This window comes from Phenylobacterium sp., from assembly GCF_036502675.1.
Classification (GTDB): domain Bacteria; phylum Pseudomonadota; class Alphaproteobacteria; order Caulobacterales; family Caulobacteraceae; genus Phenylobacterium.
Genome location: NZ_DASXYF010000026.1, coordinates 18,108 through 33,143 on the forward strand (window position 1 = coordinate 18,108; position 15,036 = coordinate 33,143).

The 15,036-nt window shown below is 73.0% G+C and carries 14 protein-coding genes; 5 read left to right on the plus strand and 9 right to left on the minus strand.

The genetic code is table 11. The features are described from left to right. The first annotated feature begins 2 nt into the window (after positions 1-2). The 3 genes from VGL30_RS03360 to VGL30_RS03370 all read left to right on the plus strand — a co-directional run bounded on the left by VGL30_RS03360 (position 3) and on the right by VGL30_RS03370 (position 2,448). Positions 3-1,241, plus strand: coding sequence for a DUF1688 family protein (locus VGL30_RS03360; RefSeq protein ID WP_331536774.1), 1,239 nt, complete (start codon positions 3-5; stop codon positions 1,239-1,241). A gap of 2 nt (positions 1,242-1,243) precedes the next feature. Continuing rightward, positions 1,244-1,873 carry a uracil phosphoribosyltransferase gene (gene upp / locus VGL30_RS03365; RefSeq protein ID WP_331536776.1) on the plus strand — a complete coding sequence of 210 codons (630 nt, stop codon included), beginning with the start codon at positions 1,244-1,246 and terminating at the stop codon, positions 1,871-1,873. Between the two features lie 167 nt (positions 1,874-2,040). Next, positions 2,041-2,448, plus strand: a complete 408-nt coding sequence (locus VGL30_RS03370) for a hypothetical protein (RefSeq protein WP_331536778.1) — start codon at positions 2,041-2,043, stop codon at positions 2,446-2,448. 39 nt (positions 2,449-2,487) lie between these two features. Here the strand turns inward: VGL30_RS03370 and lon are convergent, their stop codons facing one another. From lon to VGL30_RS03385, 3 genes are all read right to left on the minus strand, one after another. Further along, positions 2,488-4,923: an endopeptidase La gene (gene lon / locus VGL30_RS03375; protein WP_331536780.1), complete on the minus strand. Its 2,436-nt coding sequence runs from the start codon at positions 4,921-4,923 to the stop codon at positions 2,488-2,490. Beyond that, positions 4,920-5,333, minus strand: a complete 414-nt coding sequence (locus VGL30_RS03380; RefSeq protein ID WP_331536782.1) for an Hsp20/alpha crystallin family protein — start codon at positions 5,331-5,333, stop codon at positions 4,920-4,922. The genes lon and VGL30_RS03380 overlap by 4 nt, the downstream gene beginning before the upstream one ends. 111 nt (positions 5,334-5,444) lie before the next feature. Beyond that, complete coding sequence (locus VGL30_RS03385; RefSeq protein ID WP_331536784.1) at positions 5,445-5,894, minus strand: hypothetical protein; 450 nt, start codon at positions 5,892-5,894, stop codon at positions 5,445-5,447. Between the two features lie 584 nt (positions 5,895-6,478). Here VGL30_RS03385 and VGL30_RS03390 point away from each other — a divergent pair. Beyond that, positions 6,479-6,748 (plus strand): hypothetical protein, encoded by a 270-nt coding sequence (locus tag VGL30_RS03390; RefSeq protein ID WP_331536786.1) that lies wholly within the window; start codon positions 6,479-6,481, stop codon positions 6,746-6,748. A gap of 63 nt (positions 6,749-6,811) precedes the next feature. Here the strand turns inward: VGL30_RS03390 and VGL30_RS03395 are convergent, their stop codons facing one another. The 6 genes from VGL30_RS03395 to VGL30_RS03420 form a co-directional block, all read right to left on the minus strand. Then, entirely contained in the window at positions 6,812-7,264 is a 453-nt protein-coding gene (locus VGL30_RS03395; protein WP_331536788.1) for a hypothetical protein, read from the minus strand. 97 nt (positions 7,265-7,361) lie between these two features. After that, positions 7,362-8,441: an NADH:flavin oxidoreductase gene (locus VGL30_RS03400; protein WP_331536790.1), complete on the minus strand. Its 1,080-nt coding sequence runs from the start codon at positions 8,439-8,441 to the stop codon at positions 7,362-7,364. A 43-nt stretch (positions 8,442-8,484) separates the two neighbouring features. Then, positions 8,485-9,858 (minus strand): amidohydrolase family protein, encoded by a 1,374-nt coding sequence (locus tag VGL30_RS03405; protein WP_331536792.1) that lies wholly within the window; start codon positions 9,856-9,858, stop codon positions 8,485-8,487. Continuing rightward, positions 9,852-11,201 (minus strand): CoA transferase, encoded by a 1,350-nt coding sequence (locus VGL30_RS03410; protein WP_331536794.1) that lies wholly within the window; start codon positions 11,199-11,201, stop codon positions 9,852-9,854. The genes VGL30_RS03405 and VGL30_RS03410 overlap by 7 nt, the downstream gene beginning before the upstream one ends. Continuing rightward, positions 11,198-12,211, minus strand: a complete 1,014-nt coding sequence (locus tag VGL30_RS03415; RefSeq protein ID WP_331536796.1) for an AraC family transcriptional regulator — start codon at positions 12,209-12,211, stop codon at positions 11,198-11,200. Before VGL30_RS03415 ends, VGL30_RS03410 begins: the two co-directional genes overlap by 4 nt. A gap of 276 nt (positions 12,212-12,487) precedes the next feature. Further along, complete coding sequence (locus VGL30_RS03420) at positions 12,488-13,501, minus strand: enoyl-CoA hydratase/isomerase family protein (RefSeq protein WP_331536799.1); 1,014 nt, start codon at positions 13,499-13,501, stop codon at positions 12,488-12,490. Positions 13,502-13,716: 215 nt separating this feature from the next. On the opposite strand from VGL30_RS03420, the gene VGL30_RS03425 reads away from it, so the two are divergent. After that, a partial coding sequence (locus tag VGL30_RS03425) for a CaiB/BaiF CoA transferase family protein (protein WP_331536802.1) occupies positions 13,717-15,036 on the plus strand: 1,320 nt, incomplete at its 3' end.

A 15,036-nucleotide genomic window follows, 5' to 3' on the forward strand; every position in this document is an offset into this window, starting at 1 on the left:
GCTTGAGCGCCGCCCCATCAAGCGCCGTCGCCTCGCTGCTCACCGCGGCGGCCGTGCGAGAGCGGGCGCATGAGGTGCTGGAGGCGGGCCTGGCCGGCGGCCTGGAGCATTGGCGGATCGACCTGCGCCGGCTGGAGGCGGCGGCCGACTTCACCGTCCAGGTGGTCCGCGACCGCTATCCCGACCTGGCCGTGCCCTTCCACGCCCGCTGGCGGCACTTCGTGCTGGACGGCCGCGACCTCTGGGGCGAGCGCGCGGCGCGGGCGCCCTGGCGCGATCCGGCGGCGCAGGCCCGCGCCGCCTTCGACCTGGCCATCACCTCCGTGCTGCTGGACGCAGGCGCCGGCGGCGCCTGGCGCTACGCCGACGCCGCGACCGGCCTGACGGCCGCCCGGTCGGAGGGCCTGGCGATCGCCAGCCTGCGGCTGTTCGAGGCGGGCCTGCTCTCGGCCGACGCCGCCGACCCGCTGCGGGCCGACGCCTCGGCGCTGGAGGCCCTGGAGGCGGCGACCCTGGCGCGCGCGTTCCAGGCGGGCGAGGCCAACCCGCTGGTGGGGCTGGAAGGCCGCGCGGCCCTGCTGCGCCGCCTGGGCGCCCGGGCCGCGCAGCGCCCCGACCTCTTCGGCCTGGCGGACATTCCGCGGCCGGGCGGCCTGTTCGACCTGCTGGCCGCCCGCGCCGAGGACCGCCGGCTGCCGGCGCCGCGGATCCTCGAGGCCCTGCTGGAGGCGCTGGGCCCCATCTGGCCCGACCGGCTGAGCCTGGGCGGGGTTCCGCTGGGCGACTGCTGGCGCCATCCGGCGGTCCGCCGCGGCGACGCCACCGACGGCCTGATGCCGTTGCACAAGCTCTCCCAATGGCTGGCCTATTCGCTGATCGAGCCGCTGCAGGCGGCGGGGATCGAGGTGACGGAGATCGACGGCCTCACCGGCCTGGCCGAATACCGCAACGGCGGCCTGTTCCTGGACAGAGGCGTCATCGTGCTGGCCAACCCGGAGGACGCCGCGATCCCGCAGGCGGTGGACGGGACCCTGGTGGTGGGCTGGCGGGCGCTGACGGTGGCGCTGCTGGACCGCATCGCGCCCCTGGTCCGCGCGCGGCTGGGCGTCCCGGCGGCGGCCTTTCCCCTGGCCTGCGTGCTGGAGGGCGGCGCCTGGGCCGCCGGCCGCCTCGCCGCGCGCCAGGCCCGCGCCGACGGCGGCCCGCCGCTCACGGTGATCAGCGACGGAACGGTGTTTTAGCCATGGACGGCGTGACGGTCATCGACCACCCCCTGGTGCGCCACAAGCTCACCCTGATGCGTGACCGGCGCACCTCCACCAAGACCTTCCGCCAGGCGATGCGCGAGACCGCCACCCTGCTGTGCTACGAGGTGACCCGCGACCTGGAGACCGAGGCGGTGGAGATCGAGACGCCGATGGCGGCCATGCGCGGCGAGGCGCTGGCCGGAAAGAAGCTGGTGTTCGCGCCCATCCTGCGGGCCGGGGTCGGCATGCTGGAGGGCATGCTGGACATGGTGCCCTCGGCCCGGGTGGCGCACATCGGCCTCTACCGCGACCCCGCGACCCTGGAAGCCGTCGAATACTACTACAAGGCGCCCGAGGACGTGGCCGAGCGGCTGGTCATCGTGCTCGACCCGATGCTGGCCACCGGCCACACGGCGGTGGCCGCCGTCGACCGGCTGAAGGAGCAGGGCGCGCACCGCCTGCGCTTCGTCTGCCTGCTGGCCTCGCCCCGGGGCCTGGAGACCTTCCGCGCGCACCACCCTGACGTCCCGGTCTGGACCGCCGCGGTGGACGAGACGCTCGACAGCCACGGCTACATCCTGCCGGGCCTGGGGGACGCGGGCGACCGGATCTACGGGACGCGCTGAGCTTCATGTGTTCAAGACGCCTTGGCCGGCTTGTCCCGGCCGCGCGCTGACGCGCTCCGGCCGGGAATGACGCTCAAAATAATGGTCGTTTCGTCCAGCCCGTGCAATCTTGACAGCGGCGGCGCCCGATCCGATCTCTACCTGTCGGGGCGATGCGAGGTCACGAGATGTCCATCCTGCCGAAGATCCTCAAGTCCGGCCTGCTGGCGGGTGCGCTGGTCGCCGGAGCCGCCTCCGCCGCCCATGCCGAGACCGCAACGCGTCCGGCGGCGAGTTGCTTCCAGTCCACCGCCTGGCGCGGCTGGAGCTCGCCCAGCCCGAACGTGCTCTACCTCAAGGTCAACATGCGTGACGTCTACCGCGTCGACCTGGCCGGCCGCGGCTCGTCGTCGCTGAAGTGGCCGGGCTACTTCCTGGTGTCGCAGTTCCGCGGCTCGAACTCGATCTGCTCGCCGGTCGACCTCGACATCGCGGTGGCCGACGCCCACGGCTACTACCAGCCGCTGTTCCCCCGGGCGATCACCCGGATGACCCCTGAGGAAATCGCGGCGATCCCGCGGAAGTACCGGCCATAGAGGCTCCGAGCCTCTCCCCTTGATGGGGGAAGGGCTTGGTCACCGCCCCCGCGCCGCCTGCTCCTGCGTCCCGCCCAGCGGCGCGGCTCCGGGGGCGTCCTGCGCGCTTCCCGCCGGCTCCAGCGCCGCGGCGACCGCGTCCTCCACCCGCTCCAGCCAGATGAACTCCAGCTTTTCGCGGGCTTCCTCGGGGATCTCCTCGTAGTCGCGGCGGTTGCGGGCCGGCAGCATGACGCGCTTCAGGCCCGCGCCGGCGGCGGCCACCACCTTCTCCTTGATGCCGCCCACCGGCAGCACCAGGCCGCGCAAGCTGATCTCGCCGGTCATCGCCGTGTCGCTGCGCACGGTGCGGCCGGTGAGCAGCGAAGTCAGCGCCATGAACATCGCCACTCCGGCGCTGGGCCCGTCCTTGGGCGTGGCGCCGGCCGGCACGTGGACGTGGATGTCGCTGTGTTCGAAGGCGCCTGGATCGATTCCCAGCTTCTGCGCATAGCCCTTCACCAGGCTGAGCGCGGCCTGGGCGCTCTCGCGCATCACCTCTCCCAGCTGGCCGGTGAGGATCAGCCGGCCGCCGCCGGGGATGCGCGCGGCCTCGATGAACAGGATGTCGCCGCCCACCGGCGTCCAGGCGAGGCCGGTGGAGACCCCTGGAATGCTGGTGCGCATGGCCACTTCGTTCTCGAAGCGCAACGGCCCCAGGATCGGCTCCAGGTCGTCCGGGCCGATGTGGACCTTTTCCGCCGAGCCCTCGGCGACGCGCACGGCCACATGGCGCAGCACCCTGCCGATCTCCCGCTCCAGGTTCCGCACGCCGGCCTCGCGGGTGTAGCCCTCGATGATGCGGGTCAAGGCGGCGGGTTCGATCTCAACCTGGTCGGGGTTGAGTCCGTTGGCGACGAGTTGGCGGCGCAGCAGGTAGCGCTTGGCGATCTCCAGCTTCTCGCCCGCCGTGTAGCCGGGCAGGCTGATGATTTCCATCCGGTCGCGCAACGGCCCCGGGATGGTGTCCAGCATGTTGGCGGTGGTGAGGAACGCCACCCGCGAGAGGTCGAAGGGCGCGCCCAGGTAGTTGTCGACGAAGGCGTTGTTCTGCTCGGGGTCCAGCACCTCCAGCATGGCGGCGAAGGGGTCGCCCTGCACGCCCGCGCCCATCTTGTCGATCTCGTCCAGCATCATCACGCAGTCGCGGGACTTCGCCTTGCGCAGCGCCTGGATGATGCGGCCGGGCAGGGCGCCGATGTAGGTGCGCCGGTGGCCGCGGATCTCGGCCTCGTCGTGCACCCCGCCCAGGCTGACACGGACGAAGGCGCGGCCCATGGCGCGGGCGATGGACTGGCCCAGCGAGGTCTTGCCGACGCCGGGCGGACCCACGAAGCAGAGGATCGGGGCCTTGCCCTCGGGCGCCAGCTTGCGCACCGCCAGGTATTCGACGATGCGGTCCTTGATCTTCGTCAGGCCGTAGTGGTCCTCGTCGAGGATCCTGCGGGCGTCGGCGATGTCGATGGGCGGGGTGGCGGGGATCGCCCAGGGAAGCTCGGTGAGCGTCTCCAGGTAGGTGCGGATGATGCCGGATTCCGGCGAGGAGTCCGGGGTGCGCTGCAGGCGCCGCAGCTCCTTGCGGGCCAGGGCCGCCACCTCGTCCGGCATCTGCGCCTTCTCGATGGCGGCCTCCAGCTCGGCGATCTGGGCGCCGGCGCCCTCGTCCTCGCCCAGCTCCTTCTGGATGGCGGCCATCTGCTCGCGCAGCAGCATCTCGCGCTGACGCTCGGTGAGGCTCGTCTTGGTCTGGCGCCCGATCTCGTCGGAGAGCCGCAGCACCTCCAGCCGATGGGCCAGCAGGCGGGTGGTGAGGTCGAGGCGCTGGGTCAGGTCGAGCGCCTCCAGGATCTCCTGCTTCTCCTCGGGCTTGGCGTCGAGGTAGGCGGCGGCGAGGTGGGCCAGGGCCCCGGGGGCGGTGATCGACTCCATGGTCTCGCGCAGTTCCTGCGGCACCTGGGGCAGCAGCTCGAGGATCTCGCGCACCTGCTGCTGCAGGACGACGAACCGCGCCTCGATCTCCGGGCCCGCCGCGGCGGGCTCGGGCAGCAGCAGGCCGCGGGCGGTGAGGAACGACGGCCCCTGGTGGACGGCCTCGATGCGGAAGCGGGCCACGCCCTGGCAGATGACGTGGTGCGTCCCGTCCGGGGCGGTGATGTAGCGCAGCACATTGGCCACCACGCCCACCGTGTGCAGGTCGCCGGGACCCACCTCGTCCTTGGCCGGGTCGGTCTGCAGGACGAGCAGCACCTGCTGCTGCTCGCGCACGGCCTGCTGCGCCGCCGCCACCGCCGCGGGGCGGTTGACGTTCACCGGGAACACCACGTTGGGGAACAGCACCAGCTGGCGCGTGGGCAGCACGATCATCTCGCCGGGCGGGGTGGCCGGGGCCTCGGAGGCCGGCGCCGGCGGAGTCGGGGTGTCGTCGGCGGGACTCATGAGGTCACCTTGGTCAGGCGCACGATCAGGCAGCCGTGGCCGGCGAAGCGGCGGACGACGCTGTCGTAGCGTCCGACGGGCAGGGGAATGCGGCGCTCGAAGCGGCCCTGGGGCAGCTCCATCCGGTGGATGGTGGCGGTGCGCAGTTCCGGCGGCAGCACGCGCTCGCCCGCCAGCAGCAGCGCGCCGTCCTCGATGACGGCCTGGGCGCAGTCGGCGTCGACGCCGGGAAGGGCGGCGATCACCAGTACGGCGTCGGCGGTCTCCAGGATATCCACCGGCGGCTCCCAGGCGGGGCTCGCCGGCCCGGAGGAGGCCGGGCGGAACACCTGCCGGTGCAGGCGGTCGGCCTGGGCCAGCAGGCTCAGGGCCTCCGACCACATCCAGTCGCGTTGGCGCCTTCGTTCCATGAGCCTGTCCGTCCTTCCTCGCCGTCCCCCGTAACGGGCGCAGCGCCGCTTGGCTCCGCAAGGGTCAGGCGGACTATGCCGGCGGCGGACCCGACGTCAACGCGCGCGGCGCTATTCGGCGGCGAGGGTCAGCGGGCGTCGCGGCGCGGCGGCGCGGGCTTCGCGCACGCGGCGCAGCAGCTTGCGGCGCAGCACCTTGGCCACGCGCCAGCGTTGCGGGATCATCCGGCGCTCGAGCCTGAGGACCTGCTGCCAGAACACCGGAATCACTTCCGGCTCGCGGCGCAGCAGCCGCCGGATCGGGAACACCACGTTGGGGTGGCGGCGCTGCATGCGGATGAACCGCTTCCGCGCCGGCCGCGAGGTGCGCAGCACCAGGATCAGGCCGATGATCAGCAGCGGCACGCCCAAATGGCCCGGCAGCAGCGCGCCCACGAATCCCACCGCCAGCAGCAGCAGCCCGACCGTCAGCAGCACCGCACGCCAGATGGCGCCCCAGACGGACGGACCCGGGGCGCTGTTTTGGCTTTCGGAAGACAGGGGCGGACTGGCGAACGACACGGGCGTCAACTTCTGGAACTGGGGGATGGAATCGGGTGGGCGGAAAGGCGGGAGCGCACTTCCGGAAATATGTGCACGGAGTCCTTAACTGAAGGTCCAAGAGAGTGGTTTACCCGGTATTTTCGGCATTCCCGCATGGCGTTGCAATTTCGCATCAGTTGTGCAGCTTGGCGGCCCAATTTTCGGGCGCTCCCCCTTCGGCCGGCTGAGAAGGGACCCTCAAAAGCCTCCGGCCGGGGGCTCTCAGCCGGAGGCTCCTCACGTCCCGGGGCGGGGGTGATCGGGGATCCCGCGCCGTGCCGCTAGCGGCGACTGGCCGCAACCAGATGGCCGCAGTCAATAAACGCGAAGCCAGGCCGAAGAGTTCCGGGTCTTCTCCGGAACGTCTATACAAGAATTTCGACTTTTATATGTTTTTCGTGCAGGCGATAGGTTCGCCATATTTCGATAACCCGACCAACTAAACATTGAGGAGACCGATCAATACGCGCCGGCACGGTTATGACGCGGTTGTGAATCTTCGGCGCGGGATCGGAAGCCCGATTCGTCGGTTGAGCTTGGCGTCGGGACGAGTGGAGGGCCGGTTGGTCGAAGATCAGACGATCTGGGTGACGGCGGTGGACGGCGGGCGGTGGCAGGTGGAATGCGCGCTCACCGGAGCGCTGACGTTCCTCACCGAAGTGCTGGCGCAGGAAAAGGCCCGCGCGCTCGCCCTCTGGGTGGCGGGCCTGGGCCTCGACGCCCGTGTCGTCGTGCTGGACCAGAGCCGGGCGCTGCTGGCCACCGCCCGCTATTTCGCCGACGAGCCGGACGCGCTCGCCGCGGCCCTGCTGGCGAGGCTCGGCGGCGGATAGGGACGCGCCAAAGCCGGCCGGCGGGGGTTCCGCCGGCCGGCCCGGTCCCTGGATTTCGGCCGCCTACTGCTTGTCGGTCGAAGCGCCGCCGCCGGCCGGGGCGGCGGAGTCGGTGGCGGGCGGAGTCGCCGGGGCCGGGTTGACCGCGCCGCTCTGCACGCCGGCGCCGGCGTCGGTGGTTCCCGCGGCGCCGCCGCTCGTCGATGAAGACGGCCCGCTGCTCATCGACGAGGACGCCGCCGAGGAATCGGTCGGGGCCGCCGCGGCCGCGGCGGGCGCCGTCGTCGAGGCGTCGCTCTGCATGGTGGAGGACGAGGCGTTGGCCAGCATGGCGGCCCGGGCCTTCGGCGAGGCCTTCAGATAGGCGTCGAGCATGGCGTAGGGCACCGGCTGGCCGGGCGAGGCCACGGCCGCGCCGCTGTCGGCTTTCTTCGCGGCCTTGTGCGGGGCGGCGTAGGCCGCGCCGGCGGCGACCACGGCGAGCGCGACGCCCGCCGTCAAAATCTTCGACTTCATCTTGCTTCTCCCAGGAGCCGCGGCCGCATGCCGGCCGTTGAGCGGAACAACACCCAACTTCCCCCGAGGTTGCGCGGGCGGCGCGCTGCGGGCCGCGCTATGACGCCGTCACGAAATCCTTGAAGCTGCGTATGTAGTCGACGAACGCCGGACTCACCCCCTGGCTGTGCAGGTAGGCGGGCGTCACCGGCGTGGCCACCGCGCGGAAGTCGCGGTCGCGCTTCGCCAGGTCCGGGAAGTCGTGGTGCAGGATGGCCGCGCGGCCGATCAGGACGAAGTCGGCGCCCTGCGACAGGGCCTCGAAGGCCTGGGACGCCGTGGCGATCTTGCCGACCACGCCCAGGCGCACGGCGCCGCGCCGCAGGTCGGTGAACCAGGACATCAGGCTGCGGCCCTTGAACCCGTCGTCCTCGGGCGCCTTGGCGTAGTCCCAGAGCGACATGTCGAGGTAGTCGACCCGCCCCTGGTCCATCAGCTCCTGCGCCACGTCGCGCATCTCGCCGAGCCTGAGCCCGAACCGTTCGGCCGACAGCCGCAGGCCGATCTGGAAATCCGGGCGGCAGCGCCGGCGCGCCCCGTCGACGACCTCGAAGACGATCCGCGCCCGGTTCTCCAGCGAGCCGCCGTACCGGTCCTGCCGGCGGTTGGTTTCCGGGGAGAGGAACTGCGTCAGCATATAGCCGTGGGCGCCGTGAATCTCGACGCCGTCGAAGCCGGCGCGGTCGACCCGCGCCGCGGCGGCGACGAAATCCTCGACCAGCTGTTCGACCTCCGCCGTGGTCAGCGCCCGGACGCCGCCCGCCGCGTCGTCGGAGGACGACACCGGCTGGCCCACCAGCTCGGCCGGCGCGCGCGAGCCCGCGTGGTGCAGCTGGACCGCCGACACGCTGCCGGCGGCGCGGATGCTTCCGGCCAGGCGCGCCAGGCCCTCAAGGTGGTCGTCGGAGAAGGCGCCGAGCTGGCCCTGGAAGCCCTTGCCCACCGCCTGGACGCTGGTCGCGCAGGTCATGGTCAGGCCGAACCCGCCCGCGGCCCGCATCTGCAGCCAGCGGTGCTCCTCCTCCGACAGCCGGCCATCGGGATGGCTCTGCATGTTGGTGAGGGGCGACAGCACGAAGCGGTTCTTCATCGCCGGGCCGCGGGCGAAGGGGAGGGGCTCGAAGGCGCTGTCGGTCATGGCCGTGTTGTAGCGGCGGACGCCGCGCCCACGCAATCGGAACTCAGCCCCGGGCGGCCTCGGCGTCGCCGGGCGCCCGCCAGGTGGTCCGTCCGTCCATCAGCGTCAGGCGCACCCGCACCGCGCCCAGGTCTTCGCGGGCCGCCGCCCAGGGACGGTCGATCAGGCAGAGGTCGGCGGGCGCGCCCGCCTCGACGCGCCCGGGCGCGCCGCCCGGCGCTTCCGGCCGGGTGGTGAACAGGGCCAGCGCCCGCTCCGGGGTGACGATCTCGCAGAGGCCCACGGCCTGGCCGCGGCGGCTTCGCCGGCGGGTCGCCGCGTGCATGGCGGCCCAGGGGTCCGCACCGCCGAACGGGGCGTCGCTGCCGGCGGCCAGCGGGACGCCGGCGGCGATCAGGCTGGCGGCCGGGTAGAGCCAGGGCTGGTCGTCCGCGTCCACCTCGGCCAGGTAGTCGTCGCCCTTCTCGGCGATGAAGTTGGGCTGGGTCACCACGGTCAGGCCGAGGCGGGCGATCTCGTCGCGCGCCTCCGGCGGGCAGACCCCGGCGTGCTCGATCCGGTCGCCGGGCCGGGCCCCCGCCTCCGCCAGGGCCGCCAGGATGAAGGTCAGCTCCACCCGGGTGACGCAGTGGGCGGCGACGGTGCGGCCGGCCGCGTGGCTCGCCCGGACGATCTCCACCACCTCGTCGAGGGGCGGCAGGTCGTAGTCGTGGAAGTGCAGCTTGCGAGGGCCGTCGAGGTGCTCGGCGCCCATCAGGGTCATGCGCTGCAGCAGCTCGCCGCGGGCGGCGCAGGCGTCGAACAGCGCCCGCTCCGCCGGCCCGTTGCGCGGCGTGGCGTCGGTGAGGCCGGTGACGCCGTAGCTGGCGAGCGCCCGGCTCGCCCGGGCGATGTCCGGCGGCGCGCCCGCCAGCCGTCCGCGCAGCCAGCGGTCGCCGTCGTAGAGCCGGCCGGTGGGCTCGCCGTCCACGGTCTCGCAGGGACCGGCCTCGCCCAGGGCGGCCAGGCCGGCGCTGTTGAAGATCCACAGGCGCCCGGAGCGGTGCTGGATCCGCACCGGCCGGTGCGGGATGCGCACGTCCAGCCAGCGCCGGTCGATCGGCCCGGCCACGGAGTCGTGGTAGCCGACGCCCCGCAGCCAGCCCGACCCGGACGCCGCGGCGGCCAGCGCCGCCTCCAGCTCGGCCGTGTCGAACACCTCGGGCGGGCCGCAGGCCAGCGAGTCCAGCGCCGCGGCGTAGGCCATCAGGTGGATGTGGTGGTCATGCAGGCCCGGCGAGAGGAAGTCGCCGCTCGCCTCGATCACCTCCTCCCCCGGTTCGGCCGGGAGGCGAGGGGCCACGGCGGCGATCGCGCCCTCCGCCACGCGCACGTCGGCGACGCCGCCGCCCGCCAGTTCCGCGCCGCGGATCAGCATCGGGCGGCGTCCAGGTCGTCCAGCGCCGCCTCGGTGTCGGCCCCCAGCGCCCGCGCCGCGCGCCGGGGCGTGCGGCCCTGCGGTGGCGCCGCGGCGACGCCCCGCCGCCGCAGGTCCTCGGTCCAGGCCTGCGCCCGGCCCGCTGGGTCCGCGGCGCGCCGGAAGGCCAGCGCGTGGGCCGTAACCCCGCTCAGCGCCAGCGAGGCCAGCCGGCCGCCGCCGTCGCGCCAGCTCGCCCAGGCCAGCAGGGCGGCGTGCAGGCCGGTGAGCGGATCGGCGACGGCGTCGCCCACGAACACCGGCCGCCCGCCGGGACGCGGCGTCACCGCGGACAGGCCGGCCGCGACCCCGGCGTCGTCGCCATAGGCGGTCCAGTAGCCGTTCGCCCGTCCGTGGCCGGTGATGCTCAGCCAGGTCAGGCTGGGATTGCCGGCGATCACCTCTGCGGGATCAAGGCCCATCTGCGCCCAGGCGCGCGGCCGGGCGCTGTCGATGACGATGTCCGCCCGGGCCAGGAGCCGGCGCAGCTTCGCCAGGCCCTCCGGCGCGGCAAGGTCGAGGGCGACGCTGGCCTTGCCGCCGTTCATCAGGTCGTAGAAGGCCGGCGGCCCAAGCCTGGCCCCATCCGGCCGCGACAGGCTCTCCACCTTCATGACCCGCGCGCCCAGCAGCCCCAGGACGTGGCCGCAGAGCGGGCCGGCCCAGAGGGACGAGAAGTCCAGCACCACCGGGGGCCCCGTCCGCCGCGCGCCGCCGCCCATGCGCTCCAGCGCGAACCACGCGCCAGCCGGCGTCTCGCCCTCGGCGGCCATCGCCAGGCCCAGCAGCCGCCCCCGTTCCACCAGGTCCGCGGCCGGCATCGACGCGGCGCCGCGGCGGAGGCCGTCCCAGTCCGCCGCCGCCTCGTCCTCCAGCAGCGCCGGAAGCAGGGCGAAATCTTCCGGCCGCGCCAGGTTCACCGCCGTCCAGCCGTCGGCCGCCCGTATGAACCGGCAGGCCCCGCCCGCCGACGCGGCGCCTTGTCTCGAAAGTCCGGCCAGCGCGGCCCGCTCGCCCAGCAGCAGCGCCGCATCGCCCAGCTCGGCGAGGGGTTGTCCGGAGAGCGCGCGCAAAGCCTCGGCCGCCCCCCGCGCACAGGCCGGCAGATGGGCCGGGCAGACCAGCGGCTCGCCGTCCGCCGGGCCGGTCAGCGCCATCGCCCCGCTCTCGGCCCACTGCACGGCGGGATGCGGCTCCGGCGCCGCGGCGACGCGCACCTCCACGTCCAGCAAGGCCAGCAGCCGGTTCGCGTAGTCGGCGGAGGGACCGGGGTCCTCGGGAGCCTCGTGGCCGGCGGGGATCAAGTCTGTTCGGCGACCGCGCGCCGGAACTCCGTGACGCTCAGGCCCGTCCAGCTGCGGATGGCGCGGGTGAGGCCGTTGGGCTCCGCGAAGCCGGCGCGGGAGGCCACCTCGCTCATGGTCGCCCCCTGCCGCGTCAGGCAGCGGCGGGCCACCTCGCCGCGCACCTGGGCCTTCAGCGCCCGGTAGCTCATGCCCTCGCCCTGCAGCCGGCGGCGCAGGGTCTGGCCGCAGACGCCCTGCTCCAGGGCCAGCTGCTCCAGCGTCGGCATGGTGTTGGTCTGCTCCAGGTGCGCGGTCAGCGCCGCCTTGACGATGGTCTTGCAGCTGCGCTCGATCTCCGGCGTGCTGAGCGAGACCGATTTCCTGGCGAGCATCCGATCCACGTCGGCCAGGTTGCGGACGATCCGCCTGTCCAGCATGGCCTTGTCGAAGGTGATGCGGGCCACGTCGCTCTCGAAGTGGCAGTTGGGGCCGAAGACGGCCTCATAGTGCCGGCGCTCGCCGATCGGCTGGTGCGGGAAATCGACCCGCACCAGCTGGATCTCCGCGCCCACGAACCACTGCGAGACGTAGTGCCAGAGCCAGAGCCACCACTCGAACAGGAAGTCGTTGCGCTGCGTCGCCCGTCCCGGCAGCTCCATGGTGATGGAGGCCAGGCCGTCGTCCACGTCCAGGTGGTACTTCACCCCATCGGAGACCAGGCCGTAGAGCCTGTAGACGCGCTCCAGCGCTTCGCCCAGGGTCCGGCTGAGGATGCAGATCTCGCAGGCGTAGCGGAAGGTGCCGAGCGGCACGCGGGCGTCGCCCAGCATGCCCCAGAAGTCGTCGTTCATGGTGTACTTCAGGTTCACCTGCATCACGCCGAGCTGGTAATTGCTCCATGCGGGCTTGCGGCCCCGGGTGGCGAACACCGGCTCGTCCCCGAACAGGGCGTTGCCGTCGAGGCCGTTCTGGCGGGCCGTCTCCAGCAGGATCTCCGTGTATTGGCTGGCGAGGGCCGCGTTGTTCATCCGCTCCTCCGAAGAGCCCGCGCGGGCCCGCAAAGAACGTTCGCGTGGGGAGACGGCCGTCCGAGTCCCGGGAGATGTGGGGAAAGTCACCTGTCGCCAACCCAATGAACAGCATTCCTAAATCGAACGGCCAGTCCTGCCGGACTCCGGCGCGGCTTTATGAGCAAGCGCGTCTCGGCCTCATTAAGATAGCAAAAAGGGTCGAAAAGACAAGTTGAAGCCTGATTGAGCTCACCGGATTTGCGCTCTCGCGGACCTGGGGGCGGCCGTCCGGCCTCAGGGCTCGACGGCGTCGACCAGCCCCCAGGCGAGCGCGGTCGCCGCATTGATCCGCCGGCCCGAGAGGGCGAGGAGCGCGGTCTTCTGCCGCCCGATCCGGCGAGGCAGGCTGACGCAGCCGCCGGCGCCGGGGATCAGGCCCATGGAGACCTCCGGAAGCTGGAAGGACGCGCCGGCCCGGGCCGTCACCCGGCGGCCGAAGCCGGCGAACTCCACGCCGGCGCCGATGCTCACCCCATGCACCCGGAAGGTCAGCTTGCGGGCCACGCGGGCCAGGGCCAGGGCGGGCGAGCGCAGCATGCGGATCATGTGCGCCGTGGCCGGGTCGGGCGTCCCTCCGAACTCCGCCAGGTCGCCGCCGATGCTGAAGCAGCGCCCGGCGCCCGTGATCTCCACCTCGGCCACGCTGTCGTCGGCCAGCGCCAGCGCCAGCGCCTCCACCAGGGCGTCGCGCATGCGCCGGTCGACGGCGTTGCGCCGGGCCGGCCGGTCCAGCAGGACCAGGAGCCGGTCGCCGTCGCGCTCGAGGCGCAGCGGCGGGCCGGGGTCGGCGTCGAGCGCCATCGGCGGCCGCCGGGCCAGCCAGGCCCGGAACTCCGGCCCGTCCTGCAGCGTGGCGAAGGCCAGGGACTCCACCACCAGCGCCTCGCTCACCGCCATCGCCTCGGTGACCCGCAGCACCTGCGCCAGCACCATGGCCGCCAGCGGCGCCGCCGCGATCGCCCCCAGCAGGCCGGGAAGCGCCGCCTCGCTCTCCAGGGCCACGTCGCAGGCCGCGAGGATCTGCGGATCGGCGTCGGCGCCGCCGAGCCCCACCACGGGGCAGGGACGCTCCCGCAGCCAGGCTGCGATCCGGTCCGCTTCCGCCGCCGCGAGCCCGCGTTCCGGACGGCAGACCAGGTAGGGCGCGGCGCCCGCCGGCGAGGCGGCAAGCCCGTCGCCGTAGGCGGCCATCTCCAGCAGGGCCGCGCTGGAGAGGGGCGACGGGGCGGGGCGGGGGGCGTCGGTCATGCCGGGCCAGGGTTACCGCGGGGCTCGCGCCTTGTCAGGCGAAAGCCTTTCGGCCCCGGCGCGCAAGGGGTAGACTGGCCGCTCGGGCAGGATGGTGAAGTCAGATTTCGTCGTCCGTCCTGTCGCAATCCGGCGTCGCTGGATGGCGACAGGCGACCTAAGTCTCGCCGCGTCGGACGGTCCGCCGCCAGGCGGCGACAGGGAAGGAAATAGCGATGGCAGGCGCGCTTTCGGGACTGCGGGTGCTGGATCTCTCCTGGGGGATCGCGGGGCCGATGGCGGCGATGCTGCTGGCCGACCACGGCGCGGACGTGGTGAAGATCGAGCCGCCCGGCGGCGACCCCTTCCGCAAGTCCAGCCGCACCGAACTGGGCTACAAGACCTGGCAGCGGGGCAAGCGCAGCGCGATCCTCGACCTGAAGGATCCGGCGGACCTTGCGACCTTCAAGACCCTGGCGACCCACGCCGACATCCTGGTGGAGAGCTACGCCCCGGGCGTCGCCAAGAATCTGGGCGTCGACTACGACACCCTGTCGGCCCTGAACCCGCGGCTGATCTACACCTCGATCACCGCCTACGGCCGCGACAACGAGCATTCCGACCGGCCCGGCTACGAGTTGCTGGTCGCCGCCCGCACCGGCCTGAACTGGGAACACCGCGGCTGGCCCGAGACCAACGTCATGCACATGGCCCGCGGCGAGGACCCGATCGAGGGCCTGGAGGCCCCGTGGGACTGGCTGCAAGGCCCGCCGCGCCCGGGCCCGATGACCACGGCGATGCCGGCGGCCAGCATGGGGGCCTTCTACGGCGCGATCACCGCCATCAACGCCGCGGTGTTCGCGCGCGAGACCACCGGCCGCGGCCAATGGGTGGAGACCACCCTGCTGCAGGGCGTCGGGGCTTCCGCGCCGCTGGGCTGGATGCGGGCCGAGAAGCCTGACGCCGACGGGTTCAACACCTGGATCAACACCTCGCGCACCCCGAAGGGCCACTTCGAGTGCAAGGACGGCCGCTGGATCCACAACTGGGTGCCGAACCCGCGCTTCATCCTCGGGGCCTCGGAAGGCGACGTCATCGACGCCAACCCCGACCTCTCCGTGCAGAACGACCCCAACCGCTTCGGCAGCGGCGTCGAGGAATCCTTCGTCATCGCGCACTACCAGCCGATCCTGGCCGAGCGGGTGAAGAAGTTCGGCTGCGACGACTGGCTGGCCGCCGCCGCCGCCGCCGACGTGCCGATGCAGGAGGCGCGCACGCCGGAGATCTCCCTCGCCGACCCCATCCTGCTGGCCGACGGCTGCGTGCGCGAGGTCGAAGATCCCGAGCTGGGCAAGATCCGCCAGGTCGGCGTGGTCATCGAGTTCGAGAAGACGCCAGGCACGCCCGGCGGTCCCGCCCCCGCGGCCGGCCAGCATACCGCCGAGATCAAGGCCGAGGCCGCCGCCCTGGCCGCGAAGCCCGCGCCGAAGGCCGGGCCGGAGAAGGCGAAGCTGAAGGCCCCGCTGGCCGGCGTCCGCGTGCTGGACCTGGGCCTG